Source organism: Tenacibaculum retecalamus (assembly GCF_027941755.1).
GTDB lineage: Bacteria > Bacteroidota > Bacteroidia > Flavobacteriales > Flavobacteriaceae > Polaribacter > Polaribacter haliotis_B.
In genome coordinates this window covers 2018636-2033896 of the sequence record NZ_CP115916.1, presented here as the reverse complement: position 1 = coordinate 2033896, position 15261 = coordinate 2018636, and the positions used below count along the sequence as shown (strand labels likewise).

Sequence of the window (15261 nt, the reverse complement as noted above, 5' to 3'; positions counted from 1 at the left end):
TTATTGAATTTCGTTTAAAAGTGTTGTGTCATCAATGGTGTTTAGGTAATCTTCTAAATTATCATCATTTATAGAGGTTAAAATATCTTCTTCAAAATCTGAAGAATCTAAAGTAATTGCTAATTCATCATTATTAGTAGTTCCGTATCCATTTTCATACCATGAAGTTACATCAGCTTGCGTAATATCATCAAAAGTAAAAGTGTTGTTTGTGTTAAAGTAATTTAAACCAATAAATAATAAAACAGATGCAGCGGCAGTAACCGGAATAAATTTTAGTGCTTTTTGGTATAAAGAAATAACTTTTCCTTTTTTAGGTGTTGCTATATTTAGTTTAGTTAAAATAGTATCTTCAACAGTATTAAAATAGTTTTCAGGTGTTTTGAGAATCTCTTTTTTAGGGAGATTTTTAATGGTTATAGTAGTAAAAAAATTGTCATCCATTTCTTCAAAGTAATTTTCAGGAATAGAAAATCCTGTTTTCTTACCTGTTTTTTGATTTATGAAATCTATTTTATTTTTTAACTCTTTATTCATCTCTATTCTAAGACTTTAATTTTTGTAAAAGGTTTAATTATAATTTTTAATAAAGTGCTCAATCTTTTTTGCAGCAATATGATAAGATGCTTTTAAACCGCCAACAGAAGTTTCTAATATTTCGGAAATTTGCGTGTATTTCATTTCATCAAAATATTTCATATTGAAAACTAATTGTTGTTTTTGGGGTAGAGTAGCAATTGCTTTTTGTAGAATAAGTTGAATCTCGTCTCCTGTAAACCAATTGTCACTATCTAAATTAGAAACTAATTCTTGCTGGTATTCGGTAATATCAACATTCTTTTCTTTTGCTCTTTTATTGATAAATGTAATAGACTCGTTAGTGGCAATTCGATACATCCAAGAATATAGTTTGCTATCTCTTTTAAAAGTATCAATATTTTTAAAAATTTTAATGAAAGTGTTTTGTAAAACATCATCGGCATCGTCATGAGAAACAACAATTTTTCGTATATGCCAATACAAGCGCTCTTTATAAAGCGATAGTAATTGTTTAAAAGCTACTTCCTTTGTATTAGGTTCTTGTAGTTGTGTTATAAGAATAAGTTCGTCGGTCAACTAATGTTGTTTAGCTGTTAGACTTTAAAGATAGTAAAAGGTTTAAAATGAAACTAAATTATTTAAACTCGTTTTCTAGAGCAACCAAATAAGCGTTTTTCTTTAATGGTTTCTGAAACACCTTCTGGAAGCATTTTTTCCCAACCTTCTTCGTTGTTTTTAATCATCTTTAAAACCTTACGAGAAAATATATGTAAACTTTTCTCATCAATATCTTTAATATCAATAAGTCTACCATTGTTTTTAAAGAACTTGTAGAGTTCTTTCATTCTAGGATGTACCTTTAAGTTTTCGCTAGTAATAAACTCATCAGTTTGTTCGTCTTTATAAGGGTACATGTATACTTTTAAATCGCGATAAAAAAGTTTACCAAAAGCTTCTAAAATACCACCACTTAAATCACGGTAATATTTTTCATCAAAAATTTGAATAAGATTATTAACTCCCATAGCTAATCCCATTCTTTCTTTAGTAAATTCACTAAAGTAATCTACCAATCTAAAATATTCTTGATAGTTGGTAATCATTACATTCTGTCCGAGTGCACAAAGTAATTCTGCTCTGTCTAAGAAATCACGTTCATTAATTTCACCTTCGGCACGAAGGTTACTTAAGGTGATTTCAAAAATAACTTGTGTTTTTTCTGGATTAACTTTCTTTTCTGCTAAAAATAGTTCTTTCGAGCGCTCGAACATATCCATATTTACTTTCGTAACAGGACGATAACTTCCGCGAAGCGCTAAAATATTCTTTTTATAAAGTACTTGAGCGGGTAATAAGTTATTTCCATCAGAGCCGAACATTACGGCATTTGTCATGCCATTTTTAACTAACTGTAAACTCATTAGTCGATTATCAACATACATAAATCGAGGATCAGAAAAATTAATCATGTCAATTTCTAAACGATCGCTGTCAATATTATCATAAAATGACTTTAATAACTCCTTCGGATTATCATTTAAATAATATGCACCATAAACCAAGTTAACACCTAAAACTCCTAAAGTTTCTTGTTGTTGGCGTGCATCGGTTTCTTTAAAACGAAGGTGTAAAATAATTTCATTGTAGTCCTCAAGTGGATCTAACTGAAAACGAATTCCAACCCAACCATGTCCTTTAAACTTTTTAGAAAAGTTAATGGTTGCAACGGTGTTTGCATAACTAAAAAATAACTTTTCAGGATGTTTTTGACGATCAAGACGTTCTTCAATTAAGTCCATTTCGTGTCTTAACATCTTTTTTAATCGTTTTTCTGTAACATAACGATTGTCGTTTTCAACTCCATAAATGGCATCAGAGAAGTCTTTATCATAAGCACTCATTGCTTTTGCAATTGTACCCGAAGCACCACCAGCTCTAAAAAAATTACGAACAGTTTCTTGACCGGCTCCAATTTCAGCAAATGTTCCATAAATATGGGCATTTAAGTTGATTTTTAAAGCTTTACTGTCAGTTGTAGGTACAGTACTTATTTTCTGATCTCCTTTAAGCGTAATTGCCATTTTGTTATTTTTTATTAGGGATAACAAATGTACTGAAAATAGGAACTATCAGGCAATTTTTGTCGTATTTTTGTGTTAACAATGAAAGAAAAAAAGCAATTAAAAGTCACTTTTTTAGGAACAGGAACTTCAACAGGAGTGCCAATGATTACGAGTAAACACCCTGTAGCACTATCTAAAGACTCACGAGATAAGCGATTGCGCTCTTCAATAGTGATTTCTTGGGATGCTATTAACTATGTAATTGATTGCGATCCTGATTTTCGTCAGCAAATGATACGTGAAAATGTGGAATCGATAAACGGAATTTTATTTACTCATGAACATGCCGATCATATTGCAGGTTTAGATGAAATAAGACCGTATTGTTTTCAGATGGGAGCAGTGCCTATTTATACGTCAGAAAGAGTTTTAGAGGTTCTTAAGAGAAGGTATGATTATATTTTTGCTACAGAAAACAGGTATCCTAGTGCGCCAAAAGTAGCCCCGAATGTAATATCTCATCAAAACAGTTTTTTTTTAGAGGATGTAAAAGTTACCCCAATTGAAGTACTGCACGGGCGATTACCAATTTTAGGATATCGCTTTAACGATGTTGCTTATCTTACAGATATTAAAACAATATCCGCAGAAGAAAAGAAGAAATTATCTAACCTAGATATACTAATTGTAACCGGATTAAGAAAAGAAGCACATGCAACTCATTTTAATTTAGAGGAAGCTTTAGCTTTTATTGCAGCATTAAATCCGAAGAAAGCATATTTAACTCATATAAGCGAATTGCTAGGTTTACATGAAGAAGTTGAAAAAGAATTGCCCGAAAATGTGTTTTTAGCTTATGATGGATTAATAATTTAAGAAGCTATTATTTTTTTTGATAACACGATTGATTTAAAATACTAACTATAAACGCATTTTTTAAAATAGCTTGCTATTTTTACATTAAATATTAGTTGAATGAAAATTATTATATCTCCAGCAAAGTCATTAGATTTTGAAACCAAAGCAAATACCAATTTATATACTCAGCCACGATTTTTAGAGCAATCAACAAAATTGAATAAAAAATTAAAAACACTTTCTAGAAAGAAGTTAAGTGATTTAATGAAAATTTCTGATGATTTGGCAAGTTTAAATTATGATAGAAATCAAGATTGGCAAACTCCGTTTGAGATCGGGAATTCAAAACAAGCCATCTTTTCTTTTACAGGTGAAGTTTTTAGAGGAATTGATGTAATGACACTTTCAGAAGATAAATTACCTGCTTTACAAGATAAACTCCGAATTTTATCAGGATTGTATGGATTGCTAAAACCATTGGATTTAATTCAGCCGTACCGTTTAGAAATGGGAACGAAATTAAAAGTAGGAAGAACAGAAAACCTATATAAATTTTGGAGCAATGATTTAGCAAATTCTTTAAATGATGAATTAGAAGACAACGAGTTGTTAATTAATTTAGCAAGTACAGAGTATTTTAAAGCACTGCCAAAGAAAATATTGAAAGTACCAATGATTACCCCTGTCTTTAAAGATTTAAAAAACGGAGAATATAAAACGATTATGACTTTTGCTAAAAAAGCACGCGGTTTAATGGTGCGGTATATTATTGAAAATGATGTTAAAAAAATAGCAGAATTAAAAGGGTTTAACGTTGATAATTACAGATTTTCTGAAGAAATGTCTACTGATACAGAATTGTTTTTTACACGCTAAGTTTATGGTAACAAAATGAAAGATAATATAATTTTAAAATTTAAACCAAAACAAGGTGTTTTCTTCAGGTTTTCTGACATAGTTACAATTCCTTTTACAACTATTATTTTTTTACTCTCTATTAATTGGGTAAAAAACATACCTGATGGTAATTTAATGTTTTTCTTTTTAGGAATTTTGGCTGTTACAACATCTTTTTTTTATTGTTTTCTCAGATTCTTTATCGATTTTTATTACAGAAAAAACTTAGAATATATTTTAACAGAGAAGCAAATAATTATTAAATCAAAACTTATCTTTAAAAGAAGGGTTGAAATAGATTTAGAGACTGTTAGCGGAATTGAACTTTATGAATATAGTAGAGGTTTTGGGAATATTTACTTTGGTGAAAAAAATCCATTAGATTTTTATAATTTTAATGGTTTCCATTGGACAAATCAGCTCTTTGATAGAAAAATAAGTTACTCTATTTTAGAATATATACCTGACTCAAAAAAGATTTATTCTTTAATCAAAGAAGCTAAGGAAAAAATATAGATTACTGTTTATAAATTTTTAACAAGCAGCTAAACCAACGGTAATTGCTAAACCACCTTCAGAGGTTTCTTTATAGTTTTTGTGCATGTCTTTTGCAGTTTCCCACATGGTATCAATCACTTTGTCTAAAGGAACTAAAGACTCTTTTGGATTTGTTTCTAAAGCTAACTCAGCAGCATTAATAGCTTTAATTGCTCCCATTGCATTACGTTCAATACATGGTATTTGAACTAAACCACCAATAGGGTCACAAGTTAAACCTAAGTGGTGTTCCATAGCTATTTCGGCAGCAACCAAACATTGCCCTGGTGTTCCTCCCAAAAGCTCCGTTAGCGCAGCAGCAGCCATTGCCGATGAAACACCAATTTCAGCCTGACAGCCACCCATTGCGGCAGATATTGTTGCGTTCTTTTTAAAGATACTTCCGATTTCGCCAGCTACTAATAAGAATTTTTTAATATGTTCAAAATCAGCTTCGTGGTTTTCTATAACTAAATAATACATTAAAACAGCAGGAATAACACCTGCACTTCCGTTTGTAGGTGCTGTTACAACTCTACCCAAGGCAGCATTTACTTCATTTACAGATAAAGCCAAACAACTTACCCATTTTAAAATTTCACGAAACTTTACTTCGGTACTTCTAATGGCGGTAATCCATTCTTGTTCGTTGGAGTATGCTGCATCTTTAATTAGTTTCGTATGAGTGCCATATGCTCTACGTTTTACGTTTAATCCACCAGGTAAAATACCTTCTGTATGACAACCAATATACATGCATTCTAGCATGGTCTCCCAAACGCGTTTTAGTTCAGCATCTATTTCATCCGAAGATTTTAAAACTAATTCATTTTGATAAACAATATCAGAAATATTTTTTTGTTCTTTATCGCAATATGCTTCTAATTCGGTTGCCCTATTTATTGGGTATGGAAAGTTTTTTTTATTTATTTCAGTATCTGAAGGTGTTGTTATTTCTTCTTGAATGACAAATCCTCCACCGATAGAATAATAAGTTTCACTAGAGATTTCTTTACCTTTAGAAAACGCTTTAAAAGTTAATCCGTTAGAATGAAATGGTAAAAAATCTTTATTAAAAACAACATTTTCAATAGAGAAAACGATTTGTTTTTCGGCATTTAAATGTAAAGTAGTTGTTTCTTTTATCTTATAGATAATGGCATCTATGTCATCTACAGGAATATATTCTGGATCTGTACCGCTTAAACCTAATAAAACAGCTAAGTCGGTTGCGTGTCCTTTTCCTGTTAAGGATAAAGAACCATATAAATCTATTTTAATCCCATCAACGGCATTAAAAACCTGCGTTTTTTTTAACTTTTCAATCCATTGCTGAGCGGCTCTCCAAGAGCCTAAAGTGTGTGAGCTAGAAGAGCCAACACCAATTTTAAGCATGTCAAAAACACTAATAAACTGCGACATAATTATAGTTTGTTTGTTGACGGCTAAAATAGAAAAAGTCCTGTATTAAAATCAATACAGGACTTTTTTTTATAAAAAATGTATTTTTTACATTCCGTAAACAGCCTCTTTGCCAAATTTTTGAGCTAACATATAGTAAACTACAGCACGATACTTGTTTCTTTCAGATCTTCCTATTTTTTCCATTACACCATCAATAGCCTTGTCTAATTCAGTACTATCAGCTAAACTTAACTTTTTCATTAAGAAATTTTTCTTAACTGTTTCTAATTCCTTAGCATCAGTACCAGACACTGTTTCAGCATCTTTTTTGTAAATAGAAGGCCTAATCCTTTAGTTACCGCTTTTAATAAATCAAGATTACAAGGAAGATTTCTATCATCCATAAATTTCTTATACAATGCTACTTTTTCGTCAAATTTACTCATGATTTTTTTATTTATAATTAGGTGTAAGTTTTGTTGTAAAACTTTAATCCTTCCAAATATAGAAAAATAATTTGTTCTTTCAAATAAGAAAACTGAATAACTAAAATGAGCTTGGTATTGTTAATTAAATTGTTGAAAACAAAAAGAGTTAAAGGTAAATAGGCACTGTTCTTGCAGTAAATTTATATACATTCAAATATGTAGCTTATGTCGATATTGAAATTTGAATCTATGTTGAAAACCAACGATGTATATTTTTTTGACGCCGTTGAGTTTGAAACTATTATTGAACATTATTTAAGTATTGCCAAACACTCATTGGCAAAAAAAGCGGTGAGATTAGGTTTAGAGCAGCATCCTTCTTCAATTCAGTTAAAATTAATGAAGGTTGAGCTTTTAATTTTTGAAGATGAATTGAAGGAAGCTAGTAGAATGCTAAAAGCGATTGAGGCTATTGATGCTTATAATGATGAAGTTTTTATTCAAAAGGCGTTGATTTTATCTAAAAAGAAACAACATATTGAAGCAATAAAAATTTTAAAAGAATCTTTGAGTTTTATAGAAGATCCGTCTGATATTTGGTCGATGTTAGGAATGGAGTATTTGTATTTGGATGATTTTGAAAACGCACGTTTAAATTTTGAAAAATGTGTAGAAGCTGATTATGAAGATTACTCATCTTTGTACAACATTGTATATTGTTTTGATATGCAAGAAAAACATGTAGAGGCAATACAGTTTTTAAAAAAGTATGTAGATCATAACCCGTATTGCGAGGTTGCTTGGCATCAATTAGGAAAAGAATATTCTGAATTAGGTATGCACAAGGAAGCGCTTAGAGCTTTCGATTTTTCAGTTTTAATAGACGAGAGTTTTATTGGTGGATATTTAGAAAAAGCCAAAACTTTAGAGGAACTGAATCGTTATGAAGAAGCCATAAATAACTATTTAATTACGTTAGAATTAGACGATCCTACGGCGTTTGCATACATAAGAGTAGGAGAGTGTTATGAAAAATTACAGAATATTCATACTGCTATGCATTTTTATAAAAAGGCGGTTCATGAAGATCCGTTGTTAGATAAAGCATGGATGTTACTCGCAAATGCTTGCTATAATGATGATAATTATCAAAAAGCATTGTATTATGTAAATAAGGCACTACAGATTGATGATACCAATACGCGTTATTGGAAAAAATATGGTGATATTAACTTGAAGCTTAACTTTTATGAAGAAGCTGTAAAAGCTTTTTACACTTGTGTAGCCTTTGGTGATCAGGAAATAGAAATATATACCGCATTGGCAGATATATTATTGTTTTTAGGTGATTTTGAAGATGCTTTAAAAATAGTAATTAAAGCGAAAAAAATATACAAAGAATTTGCCGAGATAGAATATCGTTTGTGTGGTTTATTTATGATTCTTGATAAAGAAGATTATAGTTTAACGCATTTAAGAAATGCAATAGCCATTGACTATGATTATCATTCGATTATTAAAGAATTATATCCTTCGGTTTATGAGAATAAACACATTCAACAAATATTATTGAGTTATAGGAAAGCTATTAATTAATAAAAACCCTTAAAATAATTTTATTTTAAGGGTTTTTACTTTTTAAGAAATACGTTTCCAAATTTTAAGTAAAATATAAACACATATTAAGGTTAATATCGATAAGCAAGTAGCTAGCAATGTTTTGCCGTAAATCCAATTACCAGTTGCAAATAAGAAACTATATACTCCAATAGTACCTGTAATAAACCCTACTATTTTTATACCTATATTTTTAAATTTATCTTCTCCGTCGAAAATTAAAGCTTCAAACTTATTAATAGTTTCAGCATTACTAGGTTGTGTTAAAAGAGTTACAGAAACCCATCCGATAGTTGTAATTACAACACCGATTATTAATTGCCAGTATCCTGCAATTTCGAAGAAAGGGTTTTCCATTTTTCCGTTGATAAAAAAGAAAAGTGCAATAACAAATGAAATGGCCATTGCAGCAATTTCACTATATGGGTTTATTCTGCTCCAAAACCAGCGTAAAATAAATAGTAATCCTGTTCCTGCTCCGATTTGTAATAATAAATCGAATACGTCTTTTGCTGATTGTAAATAGAAAGAAAATAGGGCAGCAAGCAGCATTAATAAAACAGTTGATATTCTACCAACTACTACTTTTTGTTTTTCAGAAGCACTTTTGTTTATAAATCGGCTATAAAAATCGTTTACTAAATATGAGCTTCCCCAGTTTAATTGAGTTGAAATGGTGCTCATAAAAGCAGCAATTAAGGATGTTAATACGATTCCTAATAATCCTGCAGGTAAATAGGTCATCATTGCAGCATATCCAACATCGTGTCCTTGCATTTCAGGAGATAAACTTGGGAATGCTTGGTTCATGCTTTCTAAACTTGGAAAAACAACCAAAGAAGCTAATCCAACAATAATCCATGGCCAAGGGCGTAACGCATAATGTGCAAAATTGAAAAACAAAGTTGCCCAAGTGGCATTTTTTTCATCTTTAGCAGCCAACATTCGTTGTGCTATATAACCACCACCACCAGGCTCTGCACCAGGATACCAAGTACTCCACCATTGTACTGCAAACGGAATTATAAATAAGGTAATTAAAGATTCTGTATTAGAAAAATCAGGTAACATTGCTAATTTATCACTCACATTAGGGTGACTTAATAAATTAGATAATCCATTTATTTCTGGGAGATTTATAATGTAAATAGTTGCCCAAACCGAACCAATCATTGCAATTATAAACTGAACAAAATCGGTAAGTAACACTCCTTTTAATCCACCTAAAGAAGAATAAATAACAACAATGATAGATGAGTATAACAACATTTCACCTTGTGAGATACCTAATAAGATATTGGCGATTTTTGCACCTGCTAAACAAACTCCAGCCATGGTAATTATATTAAAAATCACCCCTAAGTATATGGCTCTAAATCCTCTTAAAAAACTTGCCATTTTACCAGAGTACCTTAATTCGTAAAATTCTAAATCGGTACTAATTCCAGATTTTCGCCAAAGTTTTGCGTAAAAAAAAACGGTAAGCATACCGGTAAGTAACATTGCCCACCAAACCCAGTTTCCTGAAACTCCGTTTTTACGAACCAATTCGGTTACTAATCCAGGAGTATCGGCAGCAAATGTAGTTGCAACCATTGAAACACCTAATAACCACCACGGCATGTTTCTGCCAGATAAAAAGAATTCTGCACTACTTTTTCCTGCGGATTTTGAAGCCCAAAGACCTATAAGTAAAGAGAGAATAAAGAATCCGATAATGATTGAAGAATCGAGCAAGCTTAAGTTGATCATTGAATTTATTTTTGTTTTAAGATTTTAAATTTAGTTAAGTTGAAGGTTCGTTTGTAAATAAATTCTACTAACAACGTTATTTTTTTGTTAAACAACATTAAATATAACGTTATTGGTCTTATTCATTATTATTCTTTAAAATGATTTGTTTTGTAGTATTTAAATACTTTCTTCCAATAGGTATTCTTTTATTGCTAATATTTAAAGAATTTCCTTCCATATAATTTACTTTATCAGAAGCGATAGTATAAGATCTATGAATTCTTAGGAAATGTTCACTAGGAAGCTCTTCTGTGATACTTGTTAGTGATTTATGTACAACGTAATTACCTTCAGTTGTGGTGACTTTTATGTAATCTTTTAAACTTTCTATATATAAAATATCATTGTGTTTAATTTTTACTAATTTTTTATCAACTTTTAAAAAGATATGTGCATCTTTTACTATTTCTAAATCAGTATTATTACTTTGTATACGTTGTGTTAATTTGTTAATAGTTTTTAAAAATCGCGGAAAAGGAATTGGTTTTACGAGGTAATCTAAAACATCTAAATCATAGCCCTCAATAGCAAATTCGCGATAAGCGGTTGTAATTATAATGTAGGGTTTTATTTTTGTATTTCGTAAAAAATCTAAACCGTTCATTTTAGGCATGTTTATGTCTAAAAAAAGCACATCTATTTTGTTACTTTCAATAGTATGCATTGCTTCTATAGGATTATTGAAAGTATCAATAATTACAATGTTTTTAAAATCTTGTAAATGATTTTTAAGAACATTTATAGCTAAGGGTTCGTCGTCTATAATAACACAATTTATGTTCACTTTTTTGTTTTTAAGTTAAAGGAATTTTAAGATTTACGGTAAATGTTTTCTCTTTCTTTTGAATTTTTAAACTGTATTTATTCTTATAGATGAGATCTAACCTTCTTTTTGTGTTAGAGTTTCCTATACCGCTCTTTAAATTTTTATTTATAAATGTATTGGTAATATCGAAAGAATTTTCGATATTTAGAATAAGAAAGTCATTTGATTTTTTTTCTATTCTGATAAAGATGTAAAAATCACTACTATTTTTGTTACCATGTTTAAAGCAGTTTTCGATATAAGAAAGAAAAATTAAAGGAGGAATTTTTACATCATTAATATTTCCTTCTAGATTGATCGTTATTTTTGAGTTTTTATGACATCGTAAAAGTTCTAAATCAGCGTAATTTTGAATGTATTCAATTTCGTTTAATAATTTTACCTTACTTTTTTTAACATCATAAATAACATATTGCATAATGTCTGACAGTTTTAAAACAACATTGGGTGCAAGGTTAGATTTTTCTAAAGTTAAAGCATATAAATTGTTAAGAGTGTTAAAAAAAATGAGGTTGTATTTGAGATTTTAAAAAATTTAATTCACTCTTTAAATGTTCTTTCCTTAATGTTTCTATTCTGTTTTTTTGATTCACCCAGTCTACAGTTAATTTAATAGCCGTCGCTAAGGCGAGTACATATAACTCGCCAATGGTAACTGCAACAATATGATTAAAGGTAAAAGCTTGTTGATACAATTCGGTTTCTGGCCAAATATTTTTGGTAACTAAAATATAATTTAAACCAGTACGAACTGCATAAAGCATACCTAACGCTAACAGCAATAATGTAACATAGGTTTTGTATTTTTTAGTAATTAAGTATTTCGGTATAAAAAAATATACGTTTGTGTAAACTAATAGTATATGTAAAGGAAATTCAACTAAATTTGATTTAAAAGAATACCAATAATCATCAAAATAGCTACCCCACCGTATAACATTAAAAATAAAATAACTTAACCAAAATACAACATGATATTTCCGTGAAATAGTTCTATTATTCTTTTTACTATAAATTAGTTTATGGGTCATTTAGTTTTAAATATGTTAAAAAAAGTAGGAAATTAATTTTTTTTTATCAAAAAACAATAAGAAATTTTATAGAATTATAGTTTTTGTTAAAAAGACGTTGTTTGTTGCCTTTTTTAAGTCGTTCGTATATTTTTTTTTAAAGTGTTTTTTTATTTAACCTAAATTTAACAAAACAAATAATTAACTTTTATTTTATGAAAAAAATTAAAAACCTGTTATTCTTTTGTTTTTCATTGATGCTTACATACAATTCGTTAGCACAAGAAAAAACAATTACAGGAACAGTTATGTCAGCTTCTGACAAAGGACCTTTACCAGGTGTAAGTGTAATAATAAGTAATACTGCAATAGGAGCCGAAACAAATTTCGATGGAAAGTATAGTATAAAAGCTACTAAAGGAGATGTTTTAGTATTTTCATTTGTAGGGATGAAAACAAAATCAGTAACAGTAAATGATGTTAATGTTATTGATGTATCATTAGAAAACGGTAATGTTTTAGACGAGGTAGTTGTAACTGCTTTAGGTGTTAAAAAAGAAAAAAAGGCTTTAGGTTATGCAGTTACTAATGTGAAAAATGATGAATTAGAAAGAGGTAAAGACCCGAATGTTGTAAATTCTTTACAAGGTAAGGTTGCAGGTATAGATATTAACCAAGCATCAGCAGGTGTTGGTGCTGCAAATAGGGTTGTAATTAGAGGTAACTCTTCTATAACTGGTAGTAATCAAGCTCTTTATGTTGTAGATGGAGTTCCTATTTCTAATAATGAAAGTGAAGGTGAAGTAGATGAATGGGGAAATGGTGTTTCACTTGGTAATGGTATTGCCGATATAAACCCAGATGATATTGAGAGTATTTCAGTGTTAAAAGGAGCTAATGCTGCAGCTTTGTATGGTTCTAGAGCAGCAAATGGTGTAATTATGATTACTACTAAAAAAGGGAAAGCTGGGAAAGTATCTTTTGGTTTTAATTCTTCTGTTACTTTCGATGAGATAGCTTACTACGCTGAATTGCAAAATACTTATGGACAAGGTTCTTTTGGTGCAATTCCTTCAGATATAGCAGGTTTACGCTCTAGCAGTAGTTGTGTGCCAAAAATGGATGGCTCTAATCAATTACTTTGGACAGGAGAAACGGGAGCTTATTCAGCACAGCCAGATAATATAAAAAACTTTTATAAAGGAGGTTCTACTATTACTAATTCTTTTTATGTAGAGGGTGGTAGTGAAAAATTAACAGCAAGAGTTTCTTATACAAGAAGTGATATTAGTGGTATTGTACCGAATAACGAATTGCAAAGAAATTCGTTTTCTGTGTATACAAAACTAAATATGGGTAAACTAGATGTAGATTTAAAAGGAAACTATATTAATCAGAATGTAAATAACAGACCAGCTTTGTCTTATTGGACAGATAATACTGTTTTTAGTTTATACTCTATGCCTAGAAATGTTAGTTTATCTGCATTAAAAGCAAATATAGATAATGATTATCTATCCAGTGTATACAATAACCCTTATCATGCTACAGAAAGAGTAGGTACGAACGATAAGAAAAACAGAGTGTTTGGTTTTGTTTCTGCTAAATATAATTTTACAGATAATTTTAAGGCAATGTTTAGAGCCGGTACAGATTATAGTTCTCAAAACTTTCTCTCATATATACCTATTGGTCACATAAGTATAGGTAATGGGCAAGTAACCCAAAATACATATACCAATCAAGAAACAAATATCGATTTTTTATTAACTTACAATCGTAAGTTAAATGAAGACATAGGTATGTCAGTTTCTGCAGGAGGTAATAGGTTAGAAAAAAGGAATACTATAGAAGGAACTATCGGTAGTGGTATAATATTCCCTGGTATTTATAATGTGAGGAATACAGATAGTCGTCAGCCACATGCAGGTACTGGTGAATACACAAGTAAAGTAAATTCTGTTTACGGAACTTTAGACTTTGATTATAAAAACTTTTTGTTTGCTCAATTTACAGCAAGAAATGATTGGTCGTCCGTATTACCTTTAAGTAATAATTCGTTTTTTTATCCTTCAGTTTCTGTAAGTGGTATCTTATCAGATATGTTTGATATTAAAAACGATTCTTTTAATTATTGGAAAGTAAGAGCTTCTTGGGCACAAGTGGGTAGTGATGGAGATATATCTCCTTATGATGTTCACCCAAGATATGTATCAGGTAATCCTTATCTTGGAAATGGAACAGCAACAACTACTACTCTTAAACCAAATCTTAATTTAAAACCGCAAATAACAACTTCTTTAGAATTTGGTACAGACTTACGTTTGTTTAAAAATAAGTTAGACATAGAGTTATCTGTATACAACACAAAAACTGTAGATCAAGTTCTTGAATTAACAGCACCTGTAGATTCTGGATACGAAAGATTTTTAGTTAACGAAGGTGCTATAACTAACAAAGGTATTGAGGTTGATGTGAATTACAAAGTTATAAATAATGAAAATTTCACATGGAAAGTAGGCGCTAATTTTGCTAAAAACGATACAGAAGTGTCAGGTTTAAGTACTAATCAGTTGCCTTTAGCTATAATAACAGGAAATACATCTTTTAATATTTCAGCTATAAATAATGGAGGTTATGGAGAGATAGTAGGAAATGGCTATAGAAGAAATGATCAAGGCCAAATCTTAGTAGGCTCTTCTGGTTTACCATTGCAATCTTTAGAACAAAAAAGTTTTGGTAATTTCAATCCTGATTGGACAGGTGGTTTAACAAACACATTTACTTATAAAGATTTTTCATTGAGTTTTTTAATATCTTCTAAAATGGGAGGTAAAATATTGTCAAGAACAGATATGATTTTAGATTTAAATGGTAATAGTAAACGTACTTTAAAAGGCCGTGAAACAGGAATAATAGTGCCAAATAGTGTTGATGAAGTTACTGGAGTAGCCAATATCATTGCAGTTCCCGCGCAAACGTATTACAATACAGTTGCAGGGTCAAATATTATAGAAGATTATGTGTATGATGCAGATTATATTAAATTAAAAGAATTATCTATAGGTTATAAATTCCCTGAAGAGCTTACTAGTAAAATAAAAGTATCAAGTGCTTCTATTCGTTTTATAGCACGTAACCTTTTCTTTTTTGATAGAAGCACAGATAGTTTTGATCCAGAAGTATCAGGTTTTAATACTAGAAACGCACAAGGTATAGAATTACTTTCTTTACCTGGGACAAGAAGTTATGGTGTAAACTTATCAGTTAAATTTTAAATTACAAAA

At 30.2% G+C, this 15261-nt stretch carries 13 protein-coding genes and 1 pseudogene; 5 read left to right on the top strand and 9 right to left on the bottom strand.

Annotation, left to right across the window (positions count from 1 at the left end; all coding sequences use genetic code 11):
• From PG912_RS09600 to PG912_RS09590, 3 genes are all read right to left on the bottom strand, one after another.
• Entirely contained in the window at positions 1-537 is a 537-nt protein-coding gene (locus PG912_RS09600; RefSeq protein WP_275687371.1) for a hypothetical protein, read from the bottom strand.
• A gap of 33 nt (positions 538-570) precedes the next feature.
• The gene (locus tag PG912_RS09595) at positions 571-1116 is read right to left on the bottom strand and encodes an RNA polymerase sigma factor (protein WP_260586626.1); all 546 of its coding nucleotides are present in this window, start codon (positions 1114-1116) and stop codon (positions 571-573) included.
• A gap of 62 nt (positions 1117-1178) precedes the next feature.
• Complete coding sequence (locus PG912_RS09590; protein WP_275687370.1) at positions 1179-2621, bottom strand: TonB-dependent receptor; 1443 nt, start codon at positions 2619-2621, stop codon at positions 1179-1181.
• Positions 2622-2702: 81 nt separating this feature from the next.
• Here PG912_RS09590 and PG912_RS09585 point away from each other — a divergent pair, with 81 nt between their 5' ends.
• The 3 genes from PG912_RS09585 (at position 2703) to PG912_RS09575 (ending at position 4874) form a co-directional block, all read left to right on the top strand.
• A complete protein-coding gene (locus PG912_RS09585) occupies positions 2703-3479 on the top strand; it encodes an MBL fold metallo-hydrolase (RefSeq protein ID WP_275687369.1) in 777 nt (258 codons plus the stop codon).
• Positions 3480-3578: 99 nt separating this feature from the next.
• A complete protein-coding gene (yaaA, locus tag PG912_RS09580; RefSeq protein WP_275687368.1) occupies positions 3579-4337 on the top strand; it encodes a peroxide stress protein YaaA in 759 nt (252 codons plus the stop codon).
• Positions 4338-4352: 15 nt separating this feature from the next.
• On the top strand, positions 4353-4874 hold the full coding sequence (locus PG912_RS09575; protein ID WP_275687367.1) for a YdbT family protein: 522 nt from the start codon (positions 4353-4355) through the stop codon (positions 4872-4874).
• An 18-nt stretch (positions 4875-4892) separates the two neighbouring features.
• Here PG912_RS09575 and PG912_RS09570 read toward each other — a convergent pair whose 3' ends face one another.
• Entirely contained in the window at positions 4893-6317 is a 1425-nt protein-coding gene (locus tag PG912_RS09570) for an L-serine ammonia-lyase (protein ID WP_275687366.1), read from the bottom strand.
• A gap of 87 nt (positions 6318-6404) precedes the next feature.
• A pseudogene (locus PG912_RS09565) lies at positions 6405-6745 on the bottom strand (DUF2853 family protein).
• Positions 6746-6976: 231 nt separating this feature from the next.
• Here PG912_RS09565 and PG912_RS09560 point away from each other — a divergent pair.
• Positions 6977-8323, top strand: coding sequence for a tetratricopeptide repeat protein (locus tag PG912_RS09560; RefSeq protein ID WP_275687365.1), 1347 nt, complete (start codon positions 6977-6979; stop codon positions 8321-8323).
• 42 nt (positions 8324-8365) lie between these two features.
• Here PG912_RS09560 and PG912_RS09555 read toward each other — a convergent pair whose 3' ends face one another.
• The 4 genes from PG912_RS09555 to PG912_RS13700 all read right to left on the bottom strand — a co-directional run bounded on the left by PG912_RS09555 (position 8366) and on the right by PG912_RS13700 (position 11995).
• Positions 8366-10093 carry a sodium:solute symporter family protein gene (locus PG912_RS09555; RefSeq protein ID WP_408648417.1) on the bottom strand — a complete coding sequence of 576 codons (1728 nt, stop codon included), beginning with the start codon at positions 10091-10093 and terminating at the stop codon, positions 8366-8368.
• 121 nt (positions 10094-10214) lie between these two features.
• Positions 10215-10922, bottom strand: coding sequence for a LytR/AlgR family response regulator transcription factor (locus PG912_RS09550; protein ID WP_260586617.1), 708 nt, complete (start codon positions 10920-10922; stop codon positions 10215-10217).
• 10 nt (positions 10923-10932) lie between these two features.
• Positions 10933-11472, bottom strand: a complete 540-nt coding sequence (locus tag PG912_RS13705) for a sensor histidine kinase (RefSeq protein ID WP_333780707.1) — start codon at positions 11470-11472, stop codon at positions 10933-10935.
• Complete coding sequence (locus PG912_RS13700; protein ID WP_333780649.1) at positions 11462-11995, bottom strand: LytS family sensor histidine kinase; 534 nt, start codon at positions 11993-11995, stop codon at positions 11462-11464. The genes PG912_RS13705 and PG912_RS13700 overlap by 11 nt, the downstream gene beginning before the upstream one ends.
• A gap of 194 nt (positions 11996-12189) precedes the next feature.
• Between PG912_RS13700 and PG912_RS09540 the strand changes: the two genes are divergently transcribed.
• The gene (locus tag PG912_RS09540; protein ID WP_275687364.1) at positions 12190-15252 is read left to right on the top strand and encodes a SusC/RagA family TonB-linked outer membrane protein; all 3063 of its coding nucleotides are present in this window, start codon (positions 12190-12192) and stop codon (positions 15250-15252) included.
• The last annotated feature ends 9 nt before the right edge of the window (positions 15253-15261 follow it).